Here is a 21,862-nt window from a genome sequence, read left to right on the forward strand (position 1 = left end):
CCAGATGTCTGCCGAGTCGGTCTTCCCGCAGCTCGAAGCTCTGCTCCCGCATGTGCAGAAGCCCATCCAGTACGTCGGCGGTGAGCTGAACTCCACCGTCAAACCGTGGGACGAAAGCGACGTCCGCTGGGCACTCATGTATCCCGACGCCTACGAGGTCGGACTCCCCAACCAGGGCGTCATGATCCTCTACGAGGTGCTCAACGAACGTGAGGGCGTCCTCGCCGAGCGCACGTACAGCGTGTGGCCGGACCTGGAGGAGCTGATGCGCGAGCACAAGGTGCCCCAGTTCACCGTGGACAGCCACCGCCCCGTCGGCGCCTTCGACGTGTTCGGCCTCAGCTTCTCCACCGAGCTCGGCTACACCAACATGCTCACCGCCCTGGATCTCGCGGGTATCCCGCTGGAGTCCAAGGACCGCACCGTCGACCACCCGATCGTGCTGGCCGGCGGCCACGCCGCGTTCAACCCCGAGCCGATCGCGGACTTCATCGACTGCGCGGTCATCGGCGACGGTGAGCAGGCCGTCCTGGAGATCACCGAGATCATCCGCGCCTGGAAGGCCGAGGGCAGGCCCGGAGGCCGCGAAGAGGTCCTGTTCCGCCTCGCGAGGACGGGTGGCGTCTACGTCCCCGGCTTCTACGACGTCGAGTACCTCCCCGACGGCCGCATCGGCCGCGTCGTACCCAACAGGTCGGGTGTGCCGTGGCGCGTGTCCAAGCACACCGTCATGGACCTCGACGAATGGCCGTACCCCAAGCAGCCGCTCGTCCCCCTCGCCGAGACCGTCCACGAGCGGATGTCCGTGGAGATCTTCCGCGGCTGCACCCGCGGCTGCCGTTTCTGCCAGGCCGGCATGATCACGCGCCCCGTGCGGGAGCGAAGCATCACCGGCATCGGCGAGATGGTGGAGAAGGGCCTCAAGGCCACCGGCTTCGAGGAGGTCGGCCTCCTCTCGCTCTCCTCCGCCGACCACTCCGAGATCGGTGACATCGCCAAGGGCCTCGCCGACCGGTACACCGAGGACAAGGTCGGCCTCTCGCTGCCCTCCACCCGCGTCGACGCGTTCAACGTGGACCTGGCCAACGAGCTGACCCGTAACGGCCGCAGGTCGGGTCTCACCTTCGCCCCCGAGGGCGGCTCCGAGCGCCTGCGCAAGGTCATCAACAAGATGGTCTCGGAGGAGGACCTGATCCGCACGGTCTCCACCGCGTACGGCAACGGCTGGCGCCAGGTGAAGCTGTACTTCATGTGCGGTCTGCCCACCGAGACCGATGAGGACGTCCTCCAGATCGGCGACATGGCGGTCAACGTCATCGCCAAGGGCCGTGAGGTCTCCGGGCAGAACGACATCCGTTGCACGGTCTCCATCGGCGGGTTCGTGCCCAAGCCGCACACCCCCTTCCAGTGGGCCCCGCAGCTGAGCGCCGAGGACACCGACGCCCGGCTGAAGAAGCTCAGGGACAAGATCCGTGACGACAAGAAGTACGGCCGCTCCATCGGCTTCCGCTACCACGACGGCAAGCCCGGCATCGTCGAGGGCCTGCTCTCCCGGGGCGACCGCCGCGTCGGCTCCGTCATCCGCGAGGTCTACGAGTCCGGCGGCCGCTTCGACGGCTGGCGCGAGCACTTCAGCTACGACCTCTGGATGAAGAGCGCCGAGAAGACGCTGCCCGACTTCGGCGTGGACGTCGACTGGTACACCACCCGTGAGCGGACCTACGAGGAGGTCCTGCCCTGGGACCACCTGGACTCCGGCCTCGACAAGGACTGGCTCTGGGAGGACTGGCAGGACTCGCTCGACGAGACCGAGGTCGAGGACTGCCGCTGGACGCCGTGCTTCGACTGCGGTGTCTGCCCGCAGCTCGACCTGGACATCCAGGTCGGCCCCACCGGCAAGAAGCTCCTGCCGCTGACGGTCGTGAAGTAGCTCCTCCCTTCCGGGCTCCCGTGTGACAGCCCGGTGACGGAAGCCCGGCCCGGGGAAACCCCGGGCCGGGCTTCCGCGTCCGCGAGGCGCGTGGGTGGGAGCGTCCCGGGTCATGGGCGGGCGGGAACGCGAAGGGTGCGCTGCGCGTACCCTGGGTAGGACAACGACTGTCCCCAGCGCGGCGCCCGCGTCCGAGATCTCCCTGCTTGCCTGCACAACGGTCGAGCGGGGGTGAGCCGGAGCGGCACCCCGGGGCACCCCCGTATTTTGTGGGCGGCACGCCACCGCGGCCGCCCCGCACCGAGGAGAAGAACCACTGGGCAAGCGACAGCCCGAAGGCCCGCCGCCCGCACCGGCGGTGCAGCGCATCAGACTGCGCTACACCAAGCGGGGCCGCCTCCGGTTCACCAGTCACAGAGACTTCCAGCGTGCCTTCGAGCGGGCGCTGCGCCGCTCCGAGGTACCCATGGCCTACTCGGCGGGCTTCACCCCGCACCCGAAGGTGTCGTACGCCAACGCCGCCCCCACGGGTACGGGCAGTGAGGCCGAGTTCCTGGAGATCGCGCTCACCGAGGCGCGGGATCCGGCCACCCTGCGCGCCCTGCTCGACGCCTCGATGCCCGAGGGCCTCGACGTCGTCGACGCGGTGGAGGCCCGCACCTCGGGCCTCGCCGACCGGCTGACCGCCTCCGTGTGGGAGATGCGGCTGGAGGGGATCGCCGTACAGGACGCGGAGAGAGCCGTCGCCGCCTTCCTGGGCGCCGAGACCGTCGAGGTCCAGCGCCGGGCGAAGAACGGCATGCGGACCTTCGACGCCCGTGCGGCCGTCGCCGGCCTTGAGGCCCTTGATCCACAGCCTGATAGGTCCGGGGACAGGCCCTGTGCGATACTGCGGCTGGTAGTGCGGCACGTGACACCTGCTGTGCGACCCGACGACGTCCTGTCCGGTCTCCGAGCTGTGGCCGACCTAACGCCGCCAGTCCCCGCAGCGGTGACCAGGCTGGCGCAGGGGCTCTTCGACGAGGAGTCCGGCACGGTGACCGACCCGCTCGCGCCCGACCGCGAGGCAGCCCCGGCCGTTTCCACGGCCGATCCGGCAGCCGCCGCGGCGGCGCCGGAAGGTGCAGGTTCCGCGTAAGGCGGTCGTTGTAGCGCAGCCCTTGGACCGGGAGCCACCTGGGTCGGGCCGCGCACCGCCCCATAAGACTTTCGCCAGGCCGTGCGTCACGCGCACGGAACCGGCGAGCCAGACATCAGCTCCCGTGCGGCGCCCGCGCCCCGGACGGCGGTATCGCGCACATCACGCGAATCGCGCCGGACCGGAATCAGGCGTGGCGCCCGGGAGCGCGACGGGAGAACCGCCCGCATGCACGAGTCGAACGAACCCGGAAACACCGGAACCTCCATGAACGCCGAAGACAGCAACGCCCCCGGGGACAAGCTGCCGCCGCGCCGCAGGCGCCGTGCGGCGTCCCGCCCCGCGGGCCCACCGTCGGGCGCACCGGGTGCGCCCGCCACCGAAGAGACCACACAGGCCGCCCCGGCCGCCGCCGCGGAGCAGTCCGAGCCCGAGGCCGTGGCGGATGCCGCGCCGCCGGTGCGTGGGCGTCGTCGTGCGGTCCGTAAGGCGACCGCTCCGGCGGGTGCGCCGCAGGGTGCCGCCGAGATCGTGGAGCCCGTCACCGAGTCCGCCCCGGCCGAGGACGAGACCGAAGAGGACACCGCAGAGGCACCGGTCGCAGAGGCCCCCGTCGCTGAGCCCGCGCCCCCGGCGCGCTCGCGCCGCCGTGCCTCCCGTAAGGCGACTTCCCCCGCGGGCGCTCCCCAGCAGGCGGAGGCCGTCGCGGAGGAGACCGTCGTGGCCGAGCCGGTGAAGTCCCAGGCCCCCGAGCCCGCCACGGAGCCGTCCGAGCCCGCCGCCGCACCGCGCGGCCGGGCACGCCGCCGGGCGTCAGCCCCGGCCGGTGCGCCGCAGGGCGCGCAGACCGCTGGGAGCCCGGCCGAGGTCGTGGCCGAACCGGCCGCCGAGCCCGCCAGGACCGAGCAGGCAGCAGCCGCAGAGGCCCAGGTCGCTGAGGCCGCGCCCCCGGCGCGCTCGCGCCGCCGCGCCTCCCGTAAGGCGTCCGCACCGGCCGGCTCCCCGCAGCCCGTCGAGGAGGTCGCCGAGGCGGCAGCGGAGAAGGGCGAGGACCTTCCCGCCGCAGTGGCCGAGGAGCTCGCATCCGAGACCGAGCAGGTCGAGGAGGCCGCGCCGCGCGGCCGCCAGCGCCGTCGGGCCACCTCCGCCGCCGGCCGCCCCGAATTCACCGGGAAGACCGAGGAGCCCACCCGTAAGGGCCGTCGTGCGACGCGCCCCGCCGTGGCCGTGTTCCAGGCCCCGGTCTTCGCCGAGCCGATGTTCCAGACCCCGGAGACCGCGGCCGCCGCTGCCGCCGCCGCGGACTCCGCCCCGGCTGTCGACGAGAGCGACGAGGCCGAGGAGCAGAAGTCTGCGGACCGTACGGACCGCGCGCCGCGCAAGGCCGAGGGCAGGCAGGCCGCCGAGGCCACCGCCCCCGCCGAGTCGGCCGAGTCCGCGCCGCAGGGCGGTTCGCGCCGTCGCCGCCGCCGTCGCGGCGAGGCTGTCGAGACCGAGCCGGCCGCGACCCCGGTCACGCTTCAGGCCGAGCAGGCCGAGCAGGCCGAGCAGTCCGCTCCCGCCGCCGCCCCGGCCGCGGAGGAGCACGAGGCCGAGCCGGGGACGGACGCCGAGCACGAGGGCGACGAGACGGACGAGTACGACGACCGTCCCTCGCGCCGTCGCCGTCGCGGTGGCCGTCGCCGCCGTCGCGGTGAGGCCGGCGACACCGACGACACGGAGCAGCAGGACGACGCGTCCGCCGACGGCTCCGACGAGGCGCGGCCCGCCCACCAGGACGAGGAGGACGAGGACGAGCACGAGTCCTCGACCGGATCGAGCAGCAGCCGTCGCCGTCGCCGGCGTCGCCGTCGCAGCGGGGACGCCTCCGGCGATGACACGAGCGCCGGCACGGGCTCGGACGACCCGGAGCGTACGGTCGTCAAGGTTCGTGAGCCGCGTGAACGGCGTGGGAAGGAAGCAGCCGAGCGCGAGCCCGGCACCGGCTTCGACGAGGTCCAGTCCATCAAGGGCTCGACCCGTATGGAGGCCAAGAAGCAGCGCCGCCGTGAGGGCCGTGAGCAGGGCCGCCGCCGCGTCCCGATCATCACCGAGGCCGAGTTCCTGGCCCGCCGTGAGGCCGTCGAGCGCGTCATGGTCGTCCGCCAGAGCGGCGAGCGCACCCAGATCGGTGTCCTCGAGGACAACGTGCTCGTCGAGCACTACGTCAACAAGGAGCAGGCCACCAGCTACGTCGGCAACGTCTACCTGGGCAAGGTGCAGAACGTCCTGCCGTCCATGGAGGCCGCCTTCGTCGACATCGGCAAGGGCCGCAACGCCGTCCTGTACGCGGGCGAGGTCAACTTCGAGGCGCTCGGCATGGCCCACGGGCCGCGCCGTATCGAGACCGCGCTCAAGTCCGGCCAGTCCGTCCTCGTCCAGGTGACGAAGGACCCGATCGGCCACAAGGGCGCCCGCCTGACCAGCCAGGTCTCGCTGCCCGGCCGCTACCTGGTCTATGTGCCCGAGGGCTCCATGACCGGCATCAGCCGCAAGCTGCCCGACACCGAGCGGGCCCGGCTGAAGACCATCCTCAAGAAGATCGTTCCCGAGGACGCGGGCGTCATCGTGCGCACCGCGGCCGAGGGCGCGAGCGAGGACGAGCTGCGCCGTGACGTCGAGCGGTTGCAGGGCCAGTGGGACGAGATCCAGAAGAAGTCGAAGAACACCAGCAGCTCCAACGCGCCGACGCTGCTGTACGGCGAGCCGGACATGACCGTCCGGGTCGTCCGGGACATCTTCAACGAGGACTTCTCGAAGGTGATCGTCAGCGGTGACGAAGCCTGGGAGACCATCTCCGGCTACGTCTCGCACGTGGCGCCGGACCTCAGCGACCGGCTGTCCCGCTGGACCTCCGAGGTCGACGTCTTCGCGACGTACCGCATCGACGAGCAGCTGATGAAGGCGCTGGACCGCAAGGTCTATCTGCCGAGCGGCGGCTCGCTGGTGATCGACAAGACCGAGGCGATGGTCGTCGTCGACGTCAACACCGGCAAGTTCACCGGGCAGGGCGGGAACCTCGAGGAGACCGTCACCAAGAACAACCTGGAGGCGGCCGAGGAGATCGTGCGCCAGCTGCGGCTGCGCGACCTCGGGGGCATCGTCGTCGTCGACTTCATCGACATGGTGCTGGAGTCCAACCGGGACCTGGTGCTGCGGCGCCTCCTGGAGTGCCTGGGCCGTGACCGTACGAAGCACCAGGTCGCCGAGGTCACCTCGCTCGGCCTGGTGCAGATGACCCGTAAGCGGGTGGGCCAGGGTCTGCTGGAGTCCTTCTCCGAGACCTGCGTCCACTGCAACGGGCGCGGTGTGATCGTCCACATGGAGCAGCCCACGGCCACCGGTGGCGGTGGCGGTGGCAAGCGGTCCAAGAAGCGCGGCCGTGGCGGCGCGGGGCACGAGCACGAGCACGCCCAGGACCACGAGCATGCCGAGCAGCCGGCCGAGTCGGAGACCGAGAGCGAGGCCGAGGTGGCCGCCGAGGTCGCCGCCCCGGTGGCGCTGCCCGAGCCGGAGTTCGTCGCCGACGAGGAGCTGTACAGCCACCCGGCCGAGGCCGAGGCGGCAGCGTCGCGCGGCCGTGGCCGTCGCCGCGCGACCCGCAAGGCGACGGCTCCGGCAGGCGCCCCCGCCCCGGCGGCCCCGGCGGCCGAGGAGGAGCCGGCGCCCGCGCCGGTGGCCGAGACCCCGGTGGAGGCTCCCGCCGCCCCCGAGGCCGAGGCCGCGCCTCCGGCGCGCACGCGTCGCAGGGCGACCCGGAAGGCGTCCGCCCCGGCGGGCTCGCCCAAGCACGCCGACGTGACGCCGCCGGTGCACCCGGCCGAACCCGCGGCGGAGCCCGCCGCGGTCGAGGACCCGGTCGTCGAGGCCCCCGCGGCCCAGGCGCCCACTCCCTCGGACGAGGCGACTGCCCCCGACGCCCACGCGGCTGACGAGGAGTCCGCTCCGGCCGCCGCGCCGCGCGCCCGTCGCCGGGCGACCCGTAAGGTCACCGCACCTGCGGGGTCGCCGGCCGGCGCGGAGGAGGCCGAGGCCGTCGTGGTCGCGGACACTGATGCCTCCGCCACGCCCGATGCCTCCGGCACGGAAGCAACGGAATCGGAAGCTCCGGTGAAGAAGGCCGCGGCGCGCAAGACTGCCAAGAAGGCCACGGCGAAGAAGGCGGCCGCCAAGAAGACGGCCACCAAGACGGCAGCGAAGAAGACCGCCGCGAAGAAGACGACGACGAAGAAGGCAGCGGCGAAGAAGACCGTCGCGGCCGAGCAGTCCTCGTCCTCCGTGACGGCTTCGGCCCCGTCCACCGAGTCGGGACCGTCCGCCGACTGACACCGGAACGACTGGCCGCCCGTCACACACGTGTCCCGCCCCGAAGCTTTCGGGGCGGGACACGTGTTTCTGTTTCTCAACCGATGCACAGGGTTGTTAACAAGGCCGAAATCACATGAGAAATCCCTGATAATGTGATGGGGGTCGCTGACTGTGAAGTTCCTGCAAAGGATCTGCGGTCGGTGACCGACCCGGTTCAGGAGTGACCGGGTCCTGTTCCTCGGCAGGGCGTCGGCAATCTGCCGGTGGGGTTTTGCGCGGCCTCGTCAGACGTCCCGCAGGCACCCCGGACCTCTGCTTGTGAAGAGCTCTTGCGGTGTTCAAGGAGGACGTCCATGACGAGCATCAACGGGCAGCCGATTTCCGCTGCCCGCCCGGTTATCGGGGAAGAGGAGATCGAGGCCGCCGTGCGCGTACTGCGCAGCGGTCGCGTGGTTCAGGGCCCGGAGGTCGCGGCGTTCGAGGAGGGCTTCTCCGAACTGGTCGACGGCCGCCACTGCGTCGCCGTCAACTCAGGTACCTCCGCTCTGCACATGCTTCTGCTCGCCCTCGGCATCGGCCCGGGTGACGAGGTGATCGTGCCGTCCTTCTCCTTCGCCGCCTCCGCCAACGCGGTCCGACTGGTCGGCGCAGACGTGGTGTTCGCCGATATCGAGCCCGACAGCTACGGTCTGGACCCGGCGGCCGTCGAAGCAGCCGTCACGCCGCGTACGGCCGCCATCATGCCGGTGCACCTCTACGGTCACCCGGCGGCCATGGACAAGCTGCTGCCCATCGCGCAGAAGCACAAGCTCGCCGTGGTCGAGGACGCGTGCCAGGCGCACGCCGCGGCGCTGAACGGCACTCCCGTCGGGGCATTCGGCGAAGGCGGAGCGTTCAGCTTCTACCCGACGAAGAACATGCACTCCCTCGAGGGCGGCATGGTCACCACGGCGGATGCCGAACTCGCCCGCACGCTGCGCCTCCTGCGTAACCAGGGCATGGAACAGCGGTACGCCAACGAGATCGTCGGTGCCAACATGCGTATGACGGACGTGGCCGCGGCCGTCGGCCGCGTACAGCTCACCAAGGTCGGCGGGTGGACCGAGCAGCGCCGCGCCAACGCCGCGTACCTCGACGCGCACATCACCGCCCCCGGTGTGACGACGCCGACGGTCGCCGAAGGCGCCCGCCACGTCTACCACCAGTACACGATCCGGGTGCGGGGCGACCGTGAGGCCGCGATGGCCGAGCTCACCGGGGCGGGCGTCGGTAACGCCGTCTACTACCCGACCCCGATCCACCGGCTGAAGCCGTACTGGGAGCCGGACCAGAAGGCCGGCCGGAACTGGGATCTGCCCGAGACCGAGCGGGCGGCGGCCGAGGTCGTCTCGCTCCCCGTCCACCCGTCGCTCGGTGAGGGCGACCTCGCGCGCATCGCCGACGCGGTGAACGCCCTGGGGGAGGGGCTGTGACCGCCGCGTTGAGGGCAGGACTCGTCGGACTCGGTTCCATGGGGCGCAACCACGCCCGGGTCCTCGCCGGGCTGGACGGCGTGGAGCTGGTCGGTGTCGTGGACCCGATGGGAGACAGGAACGGCTGGGCACAGGGCGCGCCCGTCCTGTCGGCCGTCGAGGAACTCCTCGCGCTCGGCATCGACTACGCGGTCGTGGCCTGCCCGACCGCCCTGCACGAGGAGGTCGGCCTCCAGCTGGCCGACGCCGGTGTCTGCGCGCTGGTCGAGAAGCCGCTGGCCGACACCGTCGAGGGCGCCCGACGTCTCGTCGAGGCCTTCGAGTCGCGCGGCCTCGTGGCCGGCGTCGGCCACATCGAGCGCTGCAACCCGGCCCTGCGCTCGCTGCGCAGCCGGCTGGAGGGCGGCGAACTCGGTGAAGTCTTCCAGGTCGTCACCCGTCGTCAGGGACCCTTCCCCCACCGCATCGCCGACGTCGGTGTGGTGAAGGACCTGGCCACGCACGACATCGACCTGACGGGCTGGGTGACCGGCCGGACGTACACCTCGATCGCGGCCCACACCGTCTCCAAGTCCGGCCGTCCGCACGAGGACATGGTCTCGGCGGTGGGTCAGCTCTCCGACGGCACCATGGTCAACCACCTGGTCAACTGGCTGAGCCCGTTCAAGGAGCGCTTCACCTCGGTCACGGGCGAGCGGGGCTGCTACATCGCCGACACGCTCACCGCCGACCTGACGTTTCACTCGAACGCGGCGGTGACCACCGAGTGGGAGGCGCTGCGGGCGTTCCGAGGCGTCTCCGAGGGCGACATGATCCGCTACGCGATCCCGAAGCGTGAGCCGCTGCTGGTCGAGCACGAGCTCTTCAGGGACGCCGTGCTGGGTGAGTCGGCCGATATCTGCACATTGCGGCAGGGGCTGCGTACCGTTGAGGTAGCAGCTTCCGTACTGGAATCGGCCCGGGTCGGCCGAACGGTTGTTCTTGAGACAGGAGAGCCCGCTCATCATGGCGGTTGACAATACGGTGGTGGGGGCAGCGAAGCGCAGCTCCCGTGGCAAGATCGTCATGCTGGTCGACAACGGCGTGAACGGTGACTCGCGTGTCCAGAAGGAAGCGCGTTCCGCGGCCGCGGCCGGCTGGGACGTGGTCCTGCTGGGCAAGTCCCCGACGAAGAGGGAGCAGTTCTGGCAGCTGGGCGACGCCCAGGTGCGGCTGCTGCACGTTCCGACTCCCATGCACCGCAGACGGCACGAATACCGCCGCGCCGTGCTGAGGTCTCCTCTCGCCTACAGGCCTGGCCCGCTGGCCGCGTACCGCAAGCAGCGGATGAAGGCCTGGCGGACCGAGCTGAACATCCGGCTCATCCAGGCGGGCCAGCGACGATCGGCCGTCGGCAAGCTCAAGCTGATGCCCCCTCGGATCATGGCGCGGGTGATGAGCAGGTGGGTCGGTCTGCGTGCGAAGCAGACGAGCGCCTTGGAGCGGCGCCGCAAGGACATGGTGTCCCCGCTGGACCGCTTCACCACAGCCTTCTGGCTGCGCACGATGGGCGACCGGGCCTGGCGTCGACTCGACCCGGCCCTGTGGGACATGGAGCTCGCGTACGGCAAGGTCATCGACGCCCTGGAGCCCGACCTGATCCATGCCAACGACTTCCGGATGCTGGGCGTGGGCGCGCGCGCCAAGCTGCGGGCCGGGGCCAGGGGCCGTTCGGTCAAGCTCGTCTGGGACGCCCACGAGTACCTGCCGGGCATCAAGCCGTGGAACCCGCACCCGAGGTGGCACGTCGCGCAGTGCGCATACGAGCGTGAGTTCTCGCAGTACGCCGACGCCGTGACGACGGTCTCCGAGACCCTCGCCGACATGCTGGCCGACCGGCACGGTCTCGAGGCCAAGCCCGAAGTCGTGCTGAACGCACCGGACGCGGAGGTCTCCCCCGAAGAGGCCGCCGAGCCCGTGCCGGACCTGCGCGAGCTGTGCGGGATCGGGGCGGACATCCCGCTGACCGTCTACAGCGGTTCCGCCGCCCCGCAGCGCGGGCTCGACATCATGGTCGAGTCGTTGCCGCAACTGCCGGGGGCGCACGTCGCGTTCGTCGTGCTCAAGCCCACCTCGGACTACATGAACGGGCTCTCGGCGCGGGCCCTGGAGCTCGGTGTGTCGGACCGGGTGCACATCCTTCCGTATGTGCCGCACTACCAGGTCGCCCCGTTCCTGGCCTCGGCCGACGCGGGTGTGATCCCGATCCACCACTGGCCGAACCACGAGATCGCCCTGATCACCAAGTTCTTCGAGTACTCGCATGCCCGACTCCCGTTCGTCGTCAGCGATGTCAAGACGATGGGCGAGATGGTCGCGCAGACCGGGCAGGGCGAAGTATTCAAGGCCGAGGACGTGGCGGACTACGTCCGAGCCGTCAAGGCCGTGCTCGCCGACCCCAAGAAGTACCGCGAGGTCTACGACTCCCAGGGACTGCTCGACGAGTGGACCTGGGAGTCGCAGGCGGAGGTGCTCGACGGCGTCTACACCCGTGTGCTCGGTGGCGGTACCCGCAGCAGGCGTGCCGTGTCAGTCGCGGAGGTGGTGGCATGAGCGGCAGACCCGATGCCACCGTGGTCGTGGCCGTCTACAACACGATGCCCTACCTGACGGAGTGTCTGAACTCTCTCGTCGGCCAGAGCATCGGCCTCGACCGCCTGGAGGTCGTGGCGGTCGACGACGGATCGACGGACGGCAGCAGCGCCGAACTCGACCGGTTCGCCGAGCGTTACCCCGGCACGGTCAAGGTCATTCATCAGGCCAACTCGGGCGGCCCCGCGGCGCCCAGCAACAGGGCCCTGGATCTGGCGACCGGCCGGTTCGTCTACTTCATTGGTTCCGACGACTACCTGGGCGAGGAAGCCCTGGAGCGGATGGTGGCCTACGCGGACGAGCACGGATCCGACGTGGTCATCGGCAAGATGGTCGGCACCAACGGCCGGTACGTGCATCAGAAGCTCTACAAGGAGAACGATCCGGACGTCAGCCTTTTCCGGTCAAGCCTGCCCTTCACGCTGGCGAACACCAAGCTCTTCCGCCGCGATTTGGTCGAGAAGCACGGGCTGCGCTTTCCCGAGGACCTGCCGGTCGGTAGCGATCAGCCGTTCACCATCGAGGCGTGCGTCAGGGCCCGTAAGATCTCGGTCCTCTCGGACTACACCTTCTACTACGCGGTGAAACGCGGCGATGCCAGCAACATCACCTACCGGGCCGATCATCTGTCCCGGCTGCGCTGCACCGCCGCGATCATGAAGCATGCGGCCTCGCTCGTGGAGGCGGGTCCCGACCGGGACGCCCTCTTCGAACGGCACTTCACATGGGAGCTCGCCAAGCTCGTCCAGGTTGACTTTCCCGCTCTCGACCCCGTCACCAGGCGACAGGTGTGCGCGGGGATCGCCGACCTCGCGGACGAGTACCTCACCGAGGAGCTCCGGGATTCCCTGGACGTCAAGCGCCGGGTGCGGATCTGCCTCGCGCAGGCGGGTGCCGTCGACGAGCTGGTCAGGGCGATCACGGAGCAGACGGAGCACGGAGCCCCGCCCTTCCACCTGGAGGCCGGCCGGGCCTTCGCGCTGTACCCCGGCTTCCGGGAGGAGGCACTCGGGCTTCCCGACCGTGTCTACGAACTGGTCGGCGAGGCCGTGCCCGGACGGCTGGCGCAGGGCACGGAGCTCGTCGCCGCGGACTGGGACCAGGACGGCGACGACCTGTCCCTGGTGCTCACGGCCAGGGTCGGCGTCCTCGGTGACACCGGTTCCCTGGTCGTTCGCCCGGCGAAGGGGGCCATGCCCAAGAGCGCGGACAAGCCCGGCGCGCGCGCTCTGCCAACCGCTCATGAACTCCCCGCGCCGGTCGGGGAGTTCACTCGCACCCCGACCGACGACGGCCGGGCGACGACGGTACGCGCCCGGATCCCCGTCCATGCCGTGAAGTCGAAGCTGGGCGTCCGTGTGTATGTGGACGTGGCAGGTTCGACGTACGAGATCCCGCTGAGGACCGGCGAAATGCCGCTGCCCCTGGCCCGTCGCTGGCGGCAGGCCGTCCCGTACAGGGCGTCGGCGAACCAGAACTCCAAGGGCCGGCTGGTCATCACGACGGCGCCCCTGTGGGAGAACGGGCCCGGTGAGGGCAAGGGGCTGCGCCCCATGCTGTCCAAGCTGAAGAGGAAAGTAATCCGATGAACATCTGTGTAGTCGCGCTCGGCAAGATCGGCCTTCCTCTCGCCGTGCAGTTCGCGGCCAAGGGCCACAAGGTCGTGGGCGCGGACGTCGACGAGAGGGTCGTCGAGCTGGTCAACGCGGCCACCGAGCCGTTCCCCGGCGAGCACGACCTGGACGTCAAGCTCAAGGAGACCGTGGGTGCGGGCCTCCTCTCCGCGACCACGGACACCACGGCCGCGGTCGCCGCGTCCGACGCGGTCGTGGTCGTCGTACCGCTCTTCGTGGACGCCGAGGGCACGCCGGACTTCGGCTGGATGGACTCGGCGACGAAGGCGATCGCCGCGGGCCTGAAGCCGGGCACCCTCGTCAGCTACGAGACCACGCTGCCCGTCGGCACCACCCGTACCCGCTGGGCGCCCATGCTCGCCGAGGGCTCCGGCCTGACCCCGGGTGTGGACTTCCACCTCGTCTTCTCCCCGGAGCGGGTACTGACCGGCCGTGTCTTCGCCGACCTGCGCCGCTACCCCAAGCTCGTCGGCGGCATCGACGAGGGCTCCACCCAGCGGGGTCTGGAGTTCTACGCGGCCGTGCTCGACTTCGACGACCGCGAGGACCTGCCGCGTCCGAACGGCGTCTGGGACCTCGGCACCGCGGAGGCCTCCGAGCTGGCCAAGCTCGCCGAGACCACCTACCGCGACGTCAACATCGGTCTGGCCAACCAGTTCGCCCGGTTCGCCGACAAGAACGACATCGACGTCAAGAAGGTCATCGAGGCCTGCAACAGCCAGCCCTACAGCCACATCCACCAGCCGGGCATCGCGGTGGGCGGCCACTGCATCCCGATCTACCCGAGGATGTACCTGTGGAACGACCCCGAGGCCACCGTCGTGCGCTCAGCACGTGAGGCCAACGCCGCGATGCCCGAGTACGCCGTCGACCTGCTGGCCGCCGCCTACGGCGACCTGGACGGCGCCGGGGTCCTGGTGCTGGGCGCCGCCTATCGAGGCGGGGTCAAGGAAACCGCCTTCTCCGGTGTCTACGGAGTGGTCGAGGCGCTGAAGGCGCGCGGCGCGGTGCCGTTCGTCTCGGACCCGATGTACACCTCCGGCGAACTGGCCGCACACGGCTTCGTACCGCACGAGGGCCAGACGGTCACCGCCGCGATCCTCCAGGCCGACCACGCCGAGTACCGCGCACTGGCGGCCGCCGATCTGCCGGACGTCCGCGTGCTGGTCGACGGCCGGCGTACTACGGATCCGGCCAGGTGGGAGGGCGTGCGCCGGGTGGTCATCGGCGGCTGAGCGCGTCAGGGCGGACCGACCCGTCCGCACGGACCGACCCGTCCGCACGGACCGTACGTCTGTGCGGACCGGTGCGTCCGTGCGGACCGGGCTGTCAGGTGGCGCGTTCCGTGAGGACGCCGTCGGTCTCGTCGTGCAGCGCGCCCGTCTGCGGGCACTCCCAGACACCTGGGGCGCCCGCACGCTCGACGAGCTTGACCCCGCTGCGGCCCACCCAGCCGACGCGGCGGGCCGGCACGCCCACGACCAGGCCGAAGTCGGGGACGTCCTTGGTCACCACCGCCCCGGCGGCCACCATGGCCCACCGGCCGATGTGCACCGGGGCGACGCACACGGACCGTGCGCCGAGCGAGGCGCCCTCGGCGACCTTCACGGCCACGGCTTCCCAGTCGGCGCCGCGCTTCTGCTTGCCCTCGGGGTCGACCGAGCGCGGGTTGTGGTCGTTGGTGAGGACCACGGCCGGGCCGACGAAGACGCCGTCGCCGAGCTCGGCCGGCTCGTACACCAACGCGTAGTTCTGCAGCTTGACGTTGTTCCCGATCCGCACACCGGAGCCCACGTACGCACCACGTCCCACCACGCAGCCCTCGCCGAGCGTGGCTCCCTCGCGGATCTGCGCGAGCTCCCAGACGCTGCTTCCGTCGCCGATCTCGGCACGGTCGTCCACCTGGGCAGTGGGCTGGACTCTGTAGGTCACTTGCGACACCTTTCGGGAGCGGATCAGGGAAGAGCATACGATCGATCCCGAGCGGGGCAGGAACCCGGTTTGACCCCCCGCACCCCGCCCCGTAATCTTGACCCTCGGCGTGTTTCTGTGCGCCTACCCCCTGAGCACATCCCTCCCGGTGATCCGTCCCCGGGGGAGGCCGCTCATCCTTCCGGACTGTCGTGGGCCTCGGCCCGCGCGGGCGGCTGGCATCAGGGGATCCGTTCCGAGTGAGAGAGAGATCCGCGTGTACGCCATCGTGCGCAGCGGTGGTCGCCAGCACAAGGTTGCTGTCGGCGACATCGTTGAGGTTGACAAGATTCCCACCGCCCAGGTTGGCGACACGGTCGAGCTCTCGACCCTGCTCGTTGTCGACGGCGACGCCGTGACCAGCGACCCCTGGGTTCTGGACGGCATCAAGGTCCAGGCCGAGATCGTGGACCACCACAAGGGCGCGAAGATCGACATCCTTCGCTACAAGAACAAGACGGGTTACCGCCGTCGCCAGGGTCACCGCCAGCAGTACACGGCGATCAAGGTCACCGGTATTCCCGCGGCTGCGAAGTAAGGGACTGAGGAGACATGGCACACAAGAAGGGCGCATCGTCCACTCGGAACGGGCGCGATTCCAATTCCCAGCGGCTCGGCGTGAAGCGCTTCGGCGGTCAGGCCGTGAACGCCGGTGAGATCCTGGTCCGCCAGCGCGGCACCCACTTCCACCCGGGCACGGGCGTCGGCCGTGGCGGCGACGACACGCTGTTCGCGCTTGCCGCCGGTGCGGTGGAGTTCGGTACGCACCGTGGCCGCAAGGTCGTGAACATCGTTCCCGTCGCCGCCTGATTTTCCTGGCTGCGACGAGCGACACAGCACCTTCCGAGGGCGGATCTCAGCTTTCCCGGTAACCGGGGAAGCGGGTCCGCCCTCGGCGCGTTACGTCAAGAGACATTCCCGTATTTTTCCGCAGTACCTGGAGGAACCACCATGACCACCTTCGTGGACCGCGTCGAGCTGCATGCCGCCGCGGGTAACGGAGGCCACGGCGTGGCCTCCGTGCACCGTGAGAAGTTCAAGCCGCTGGGTGGTCCCGACGGGGGCAACGGCGGGCGTGGCGGCGATGTGATCCTCGTCGTCGAGCAGGCCGTCACCACGCTGCTGGACTATCACCACCACCCTCACCGCAAGGCCACGAACGGCCAGCCCGGTGCCGGTGACAACCGTTCGGGCAAGGACGGCCAGGATCTCGTGCTGCCCGTGCCCGACGGCACCGTCGTCCTCGACAAGGCCGGCAACGTCCTTGCCGACCTGGTCGGTCAGGGCACCACCTTCATCGCGGGCCAGGGCGGCCGCGGCGGCCTGGGCAACGCGGCGCTGGCCTCCGCCCGCCGCAAGGCGCCCGGCTTCGCGCTGCTCGGTGAGCCGGGGGAGAGCCGGGACATCGTCCTGGAGCTCAAGACCGTCGCCGACGTCGCGCTCGTGGGCTATCCGAGCGCCGGTAAGTCCTCGCTGATCTCGGTGCTTTCGGCCGCCAAGCCGAAGATCGCGGACTACCCCTTCACGACCCTCGTCCCCAACCTGGGCGTCGTCACCGCAGGCTCGACCGTCTACACCATCGCGGACGTCCCGGGGCTCATCCCGGGCGCCAGCCAGGGCAAGGGCCTCGGCCTGGAGTTCCTGCGGCACGTCGAGCGCTGCTCCGTCCTGGTGCACGTCCTGGACACCGCGACGCTGGAGTCGGACCGCGACCCGGTCTCCGACCTCGACATGATCGAGGAGGAACTGCGGCTGTACGGCGGCCTCGAGAACCGCCCGCGCATCGTCGCCCTCAACAAGGTCGACATCCCGGACGGCCAGGACCTCGCCGACATGATCCGCCCCGACCTGGAGGAGCGCGGCTACCGCGTCTTCGAGGTCTCCGCCATCGCGCACAAGGGGCTCAACGACCTCTCGTACGCCCTTGCCGGGATCATCGCCGAGGCGCGCGCCAGCAAGCCGAAGGAGGAGTCGACCCGGGTCGTCATCCGTCCCAAGGCCGTCGACGACGCGGGCTTCACCGTGACCGTGGAGGAGGACGGCATCTATCGCGTACGCGGCGAGAAGCCCGAGCGCTGGATCCGCCAGACCGACTTCAACAACGACGAGGCCGTCGGCTATCTCGCGGACCGGCTCAACCGGCTCGGTGTCGAGGACGAGCTGCGCAAGGCGGGTGCCCGGGCCGGCGACGGCGTGGCCATCGGCGCCGAGGACAACGCGGTCGTCTTCGACTGGGAGCCGACCATGGCCGCAGGCGCCGAGATGCTCGGCCGCCGTGGCGAGGACCACCGCCTGGAGGCTCCGCGGCCTGCCGCGCAGCGTCGTCGCGAGCGTGAGTCGGAGAAGGACGACTCGCAGCGCGAGTACGACGAGTTCGACCCCTTCTAGGCCCTCCGGCCCTCGGCTCCGGTCCTTCCGGTCCTTCCTCCGGTCCTCCCGGCCCTCGGAACGGGTGCCTCCGCGCAGCGCGGGGGCACCCGGATTCACGGAGAACGGCCAGGTAGTGGCAGGTTCGGGGCCAGGGATGTGCCGATTGGGTAACGCGTCTGTGGAGTCTGTCACTCCGGTGGGGTGCCCTGGAGGATCAATCTCCCTGGCCAGACGGTGAACTGCGGGTTTCCCTGGGGTGAGCCTCGGTAAACGTCCGTCTTGCGGGACGGTCACGGAGAGTGCGACCATCACACTGTTCCCCTTGTCATCGTAAGGTAGGTCGTCTGTGTCCGTGCCGCATGAAGCCAAGCCCCGCACCACAGCGGTCGTACTCGCCGGTGGGACCGGACAGCGTGTGGGACTGTCGATCCCCAAGCAGTTGCTGAAGATCGCCGGTAAGGCAGTCATCGAGCACACGCTGACACTCTTCGAGAACGCCGAGAGCATCGACGACGTCATCGTGCTGATGGCACCCGGCTTCGTGCCCGACGTCGAGAAGATCGTGGCCAAGGCCGGGATGACCAAGGTCATCAAGGTCATCGAAGGCGGCAACACCCGCAACGAGACCACCGAGCGCGCCATCGCGGCCCTCGGTGAGGGGCTCGCGGAGGGCGAGGACCGCAACGTCCTCTTCCATGACGCGGTCCGTCCGCTTCTGTCACAGCGCGTCATCAAGGACTGTGTCGACGCCCTCGACCGCTACCAGGCCGTCGACGTCGCCATCCCGTCCGCCGACACGATCATCGTGACCCGGACCCATGGTGAGGACGGCGAGTTCATCACCGACGTCCCGGACCGGTCCCGGCTGCGTCGCGGCCAGACCCCGCAGGCGTTCAAGCTGTCCACGATCCGCAAGGCGTACGAGGTCGCGGCCGGCGACCCCAACTTCCAGGCCACCGACGACTGTTCGGTCGTCCTGCGGTACCTCCCCGACGTGCCGATCTATGTGGTCGCGGGCGACGAGTACAACATGAAGGTGACCCAGCCGGTCGACGTCTTCATCACCGACAAGCTCTTCCAGCTGGCCTCCACCGCGGCCCCCCGCCAGGCCGACGAGGCCGCCTACCGCGATCTGCTCTCGGGCAAGACCCTGGTCGTCTTCGGTGGTTCGTACGGCATCGGCGCCGACATCGCCACGATCGCCGAGCAGTACGGCGCCAGCGTGTACGCGCTGGGCCGCTCCACCACCGGCACGCACGTCGAGAACCCGGAGCACGTCGAGGACGCGCTGTCCAAGGCCTACGCCGAGACCGGCCGCATCGACTACGTGATCAACACCGCGGGCGTGCTGCGCATCGGCAAGCTGGCGGAGACGGACACGACGACGATCCAGGAAGCCCTGAACGTCAACTACCTCGCGCCCGTGCAGATCGCCCGCGCCGCGTACAAGTACCTGGCGGAGACCCAGGGGCAGCTGCTGCTCTACACCTCCAGCAGCTACACCCGGGGCCGCGCCGAGTACAGCCTCTACTCCTCCACCAAGGCCGCGATGGTGAACCTCACCCAGGCGCTGGCCGACGAGTGGGCGAGCGAGGGGATCAGGGTCAACTGTGTGAATCCGGAGCGCACAGCGACCCCCATGCGGACCAAGGCGTTCGGCCAGGAGCCCGAGGGCTCGCTGCTCTCCTCCGAGGCCGTGGCGCGCACCTCGCTGGATGTCCTCCTGTCCGCGATGACGGGTCATGTCATCGATGTACGGCAGCAGGACCCGACGCGTGACGTCACCGAAGCCTCGGGATTCGAGCAGGCGCTGGCCTCGATTCTGGACCGTCAAGAAGATGTGTAATAATTCTTGACAAATGAACTTTTACGGGCCTCTGGGTTCACCTTTTGGTGGAACCAGAGGCCCGAGTGCGTGAAGTCGGATCTCCACATTTCCCTCTCATACGTGAAATAATCGGCACCCCCTGGAGCAGGTCCTTCGTGATTTCGACAGCCATTCGCCTGGCCCGTGTGGGCAGCCGGTCAGAATTGTTGGCGGCCATGCTGATGATGCTGGGGTATCCCTGCGTCATGATCGCCGGTCTTCTGCCCGACATCTGGTTCTTCGCGGCGGCCACGGCTGTCACGTATCTCGCGGACTGGTATCTGCACCAGCGCGGCAGCTATCTGATCAACCGGCTCGGCAAGGTGCGGGCGGGGCTGTCCATCCGCTTCCTGCTCCGCCAACTGATGGTGCTGCTTCTGCTGGCCAGGATGGATGCCGCCGAGGAGCCGCTGTTCTACGCGGCGGTGGCCTGCTTCCTCCTCTTCTACGGTCTGCAGGCCCCGCACGGCGCGCTGACGACGCTGATCCGTCTGCGCCGCAGCCTGCCGATCGTCACCCGGAACGTGGACCTGCACGCCGTCCGCATCCCCGACGCCCCGCCGCGCGCACTGCTGCACCGCGCCAGCGAGAAGATGCTCCACCTCGACCTTCCGGCGGTGGCGGGTGTCCTGCTCGCCGTCGGCACGGGTGAGGACATCATCGGGTACATCGGTGCCGGGCTGACGCTGCTCCTGGCCATCGGTTACAACGCCCTGCTCGCGCCGTACCTGCGCCGGAGCCGACGGGCCCCGGCCGCCCCCGCGGTGCTCGGAGCCCTGGACGTCTGGCTGCGCGAGTACCGGCCGACGGTCGTGCTCTACTTCTCCGGCTCCAGCGAGTCCGCCTACCAGGGCAACATGTGGCTCGACACCATGGCCGCCGTCGAGGGACGCCCGCTGATCATCATGCGTGAGCGCAATCTCGTCCCGCAGCTCGCCGACACCTCGGTGCCCGTGATCTGCGTGCCCGGCGGTACCCACCTGATGAACATGGATCTCTCCACCGTCCGCGTGTGCCTGTATCCGGCCAACGTCGGCAAGAACATCCACATGCTGCGCGTCCCGACCGCGAAGCACGTGTTCATCGGCCACGGCGACAGCGACAAGCTGGCCAGCGTCAACCCGTACTCCAAGGTGTACGACGAGGTGTGGACGGCGGGCCGGGCGGGCCGCGACCGCTACGCCCTGGCCGACGTCGGTGTGCGCGACGAGGACATCGTCGAGGTCGGGCGGCCGCAGCTGGCGCCCATCGAGAGCTGGAACGGCACCACGAAGAACCCCGTCCCGACGGTGCTGTACGCCCCGACCTGGGAGGGCTGGGACGACAACCCGGGCAACACCTCGCTGCTGCTGGCAGGCGAGAACATCATCCGCCGGCTGCTGAAGGCGGACAGCCCCGTCCGGGTCATCTACAAGCCGCACCCCTTCACCGGGATCCGCAGCGCCAAGGCCAAGGCCGTGGACGCGCGGATACAGGCCATGATCGTCAAGGCCACGCAGGACCGTGCCACCGACCCGAGCTGGGCGGAGAAGGCCTCCGCCGCGGCAGCGGGGCAGAGCGAGGCCACGGCCGAGCTCGCCCGCGTCGAGGCCCGTCTGGCGGAACTGGCGAAGCCCGGCCGCGCCGGGGGAGACGAGTCGGAGGAGTCCAGGGTCTCGCTCGCCGACCCGGCGCGCCAGGCCGAGATCGCCACCCTGCGGAGCCGGTGGAACGACGCCTACTGGGGTTCCTTCGGCTGGTGGGAGCACAGGACGGTGACCGGATCCGAGCCGAAGCTCTACGACTGCTTCAACCAGTCAGACGCCATGGTCTCGGACATCTCCAGCGTGGTCTCCGACTTCATCGCCAGCGGCAAGCCGTACGCCGTCACCGACTCGGCCGAGCTCGGCGAGGAGGAGTTCAAGCGTCAGAACACCGCCGTACGGGCTGCCGTCATCCTCCCCAACAGCGCGGAGGGCATCGACGAGCTCCTGCGTGCGGTCGCCGATCCGGCGGCCGACCCGCTGGCCGAGGACCGTCACGAGCTGAAGAGCTACCTCCTGGGGCCGGACGAGCCCACCTCCATGGAGCAGTTCAACGCCGCCGTCCGCGCGCTGGCGGCCAAGGCGGAGGCCCGGAACGCGGGCGTCGCACAGCGGGTGGGCGAGCAGGCCCCCGTCCCGCGTCCCGACCCCGAGGCCGCGTCCAGCGGTGCGGGGAGCGGGGTGGCCGAGGTGGTCGCGGAGGCCGAGGCGGCCGCGGATCCGGACGCACCGGATGCGCCGGACGCCGACGCGGAGGTGGGCGCGGGCCCTTCGTCGATCCGCTGACAGGGGCGCCGCCCGGGGTGCTGACGACCGGCTGTCATGCAGCTGTTCGAAATAGGCCCCATTAAGACGCAACCTACGCAACGGTCCGTACATCTCCTCCTCTGTGGAGGGGAACGTACGGGCCGTTCGGCGTGTCCGTGCAGAGAGCGAGGCACATGTCGTCGTTCTATCGTTTCTCCTGATTAATACGTGT

Annotated in this window: 14 protein-coding genes; 13 read left to right on the forward strand and 1 reads right to left on the reverse strand. The window is 69.9% G+C overall.

What is annotated here, in order from left to right:
- Nucleotides 1-4: 4 nt before the first annotated feature.
- The 8 genes from AB0C75_RS06320 (at nt 5) to AB0C75_RS06355 (ending at nt 14,387) form a co-directional block, all read left to right on the forward strand.
- Nucleotides 5-1,930: a TIGR03960 family B12-binding radical SAM protein gene (locus AB0C75_RS06320; RefSeq protein ID WP_362887641.1), complete on the forward strand. Its 1,926-nt coding sequence runs from the start codon at nt 5-7 to the stop codon at nt 1,928-1,930.
- Nucleotides 1,931-2,288: 358 nt separating this feature from the next.
- On the forward strand, nt 2,289-3,068 hold the full coding sequence (locus tag AB0C75_RS06325) for a TIGR03936 family radical SAM-associated protein (RefSeq protein WP_362887643.1): 780 nt from the start codon (nt 2,289-2,291) through the stop codon (nt 3,066-3,068).
- 228 nt (nt 3,069-3,296) lie between these two features.
- Nucleotides 3,297-7,433: an Rne/Rng family ribonuclease gene (locus AB0C75_RS06330; RefSeq protein ID WP_362887645.1), complete on the forward strand. Its 4,137-nt coding sequence runs from the start codon at nt 3,297-3,299 to the stop codon at nt 7,431-7,433.
- Between the two features lie 335 nt (nt 7,434-7,768).
- Nucleotides 7,769-8,887: a DegT/DnrJ/EryC1/StrS family aminotransferase gene (locus tag AB0C75_RS06335; RefSeq protein WP_362887647.1), complete on the forward strand. Its 1,119-nt coding sequence runs from the start codon at nt 7,769-7,771 to the stop codon at nt 8,885-8,887.
- Entirely contained in the window at nt 8,884-9,903 is a 1,020-nt protein-coding gene (locus tag AB0C75_RS06340; protein WP_362887649.1) for a Gfo/Idh/MocA family oxidoreductase, read from the forward strand. Before AB0C75_RS06335 ends, AB0C75_RS06340 begins: the two co-directional genes overlap by 4 nt.
- Complete coding sequence (locus AB0C75_RS06345) at nt 9,893-11,479, forward strand: glycosyltransferase family 4 protein (protein WP_362887651.1); 1,587 nt, start codon at nt 9,893-9,895, stop codon at nt 11,477-11,479. Before AB0C75_RS06340 ends, AB0C75_RS06345 begins: the two co-directional genes overlap by 11 nt.
- Entirely contained in the window at nt 11,476-13,107 is a 1,632-nt protein-coding gene (locus AB0C75_RS06350; RefSeq protein WP_362887653.1) for a glycosyltransferase family 2 protein, read from the forward strand. Before AB0C75_RS06345 ends, AB0C75_RS06350 begins: the two co-directional genes overlap by 4 nt.
- The gene (locus AB0C75_RS06355) at nt 13,104-14,387 is read left to right on the forward strand and encodes a nucleotide sugar dehydrogenase (protein WP_362887655.1); all 1,284 of its coding nucleotides are present in this window, start codon (nt 13,104-13,106) and stop codon (nt 14,385-14,387) included. Before AB0C75_RS06350 ends, AB0C75_RS06355 begins: the two co-directional genes overlap by 4 nt.
- 94 nt (nt 14,388-14,481) lie before the next feature.
- Here AB0C75_RS06355 and AB0C75_RS06360 read toward each other — a convergent pair whose 3' ends face one another.
- Nucleotides 14,482-15,084, reverse strand: a complete 603-nt coding sequence (locus AB0C75_RS06360) for an acyltransferase (protein WP_362887657.1) — start codon at nt 15,082-15,084, stop codon at nt 14,482-14,484.
- 256 nt (nt 15,085-15,340) lie between these two features.
- Between AB0C75_RS06360 and rplU the strand changes: the two genes are divergently transcribed.
- The 5 genes from rplU to AB0C75_RS06385 all read left to right on the forward strand — a co-directional run bounded on the left by rplU (nt 15,341) and on the right by AB0C75_RS06385 (nt 21,669).
- Nucleotides 15,341-15,661 carry a 50S ribosomal protein L21 gene (rplU, locus tag AB0C75_RS06365; protein ID WP_173313244.1) on the forward strand — a complete coding sequence of 107 codons (321 nt, stop codon included), beginning with the start codon at nt 15,341-15,343 and terminating at the stop codon, nt 15,659-15,661.
- A gap of 14 nt (nt 15,662-15,675) precedes the next feature.
- Nucleotides 15,676-15,933, forward strand: a complete 258-nt coding sequence (gene rpmA / locus AB0C75_RS06370) for a 50S ribosomal protein L27 (RefSeq protein WP_362887659.1) — start codon at nt 15,676-15,678, stop codon at nt 15,931-15,933.
- Between the two features lie 141 nt (nt 15,934-16,074).
- On the forward strand, nt 16,075-17,511 hold the full coding sequence (gene obgE, locus AB0C75_RS06375; RefSeq protein ID WP_362887661.1) for a GTPase ObgE: 1,437 nt from the start codon (nt 16,075-16,077) through the stop codon (nt 17,509-17,511).
- A gap of 328 nt (nt 17,512-17,839) precedes the next feature.
- On the forward strand, nt 17,840-19,339 hold the full coding sequence (locus AB0C75_RS06380; RefSeq protein ID WP_362887663.1) for a bifunctional cytidylyltransferase/SDR family oxidoreductase: 1,500 nt from the start codon (nt 17,840-17,842) through the stop codon (nt 19,337-19,339).
- A gap of 197 nt (nt 19,340-19,536) precedes the next feature.
- Complete coding sequence (locus tag AB0C75_RS06385; RefSeq protein ID WP_362887665.1) at nt 19,537-21,669, forward strand: hypothetical protein; 2,133 nt, start codon at nt 19,537-19,539, stop codon at nt 21,667-21,669.
- The last annotated feature ends 193 nt before the right edge of the window (nt 21,670-21,862 follow it).

It is taken from the genome of Streptomyces sp. NPDC048565 (genome assembly GCF_040650935.1).
Lineage (GTDB): Bacteria > Actinomycetota > Actinomycetes > Streptomycetales > Streptomycetaceae > Streptomyces.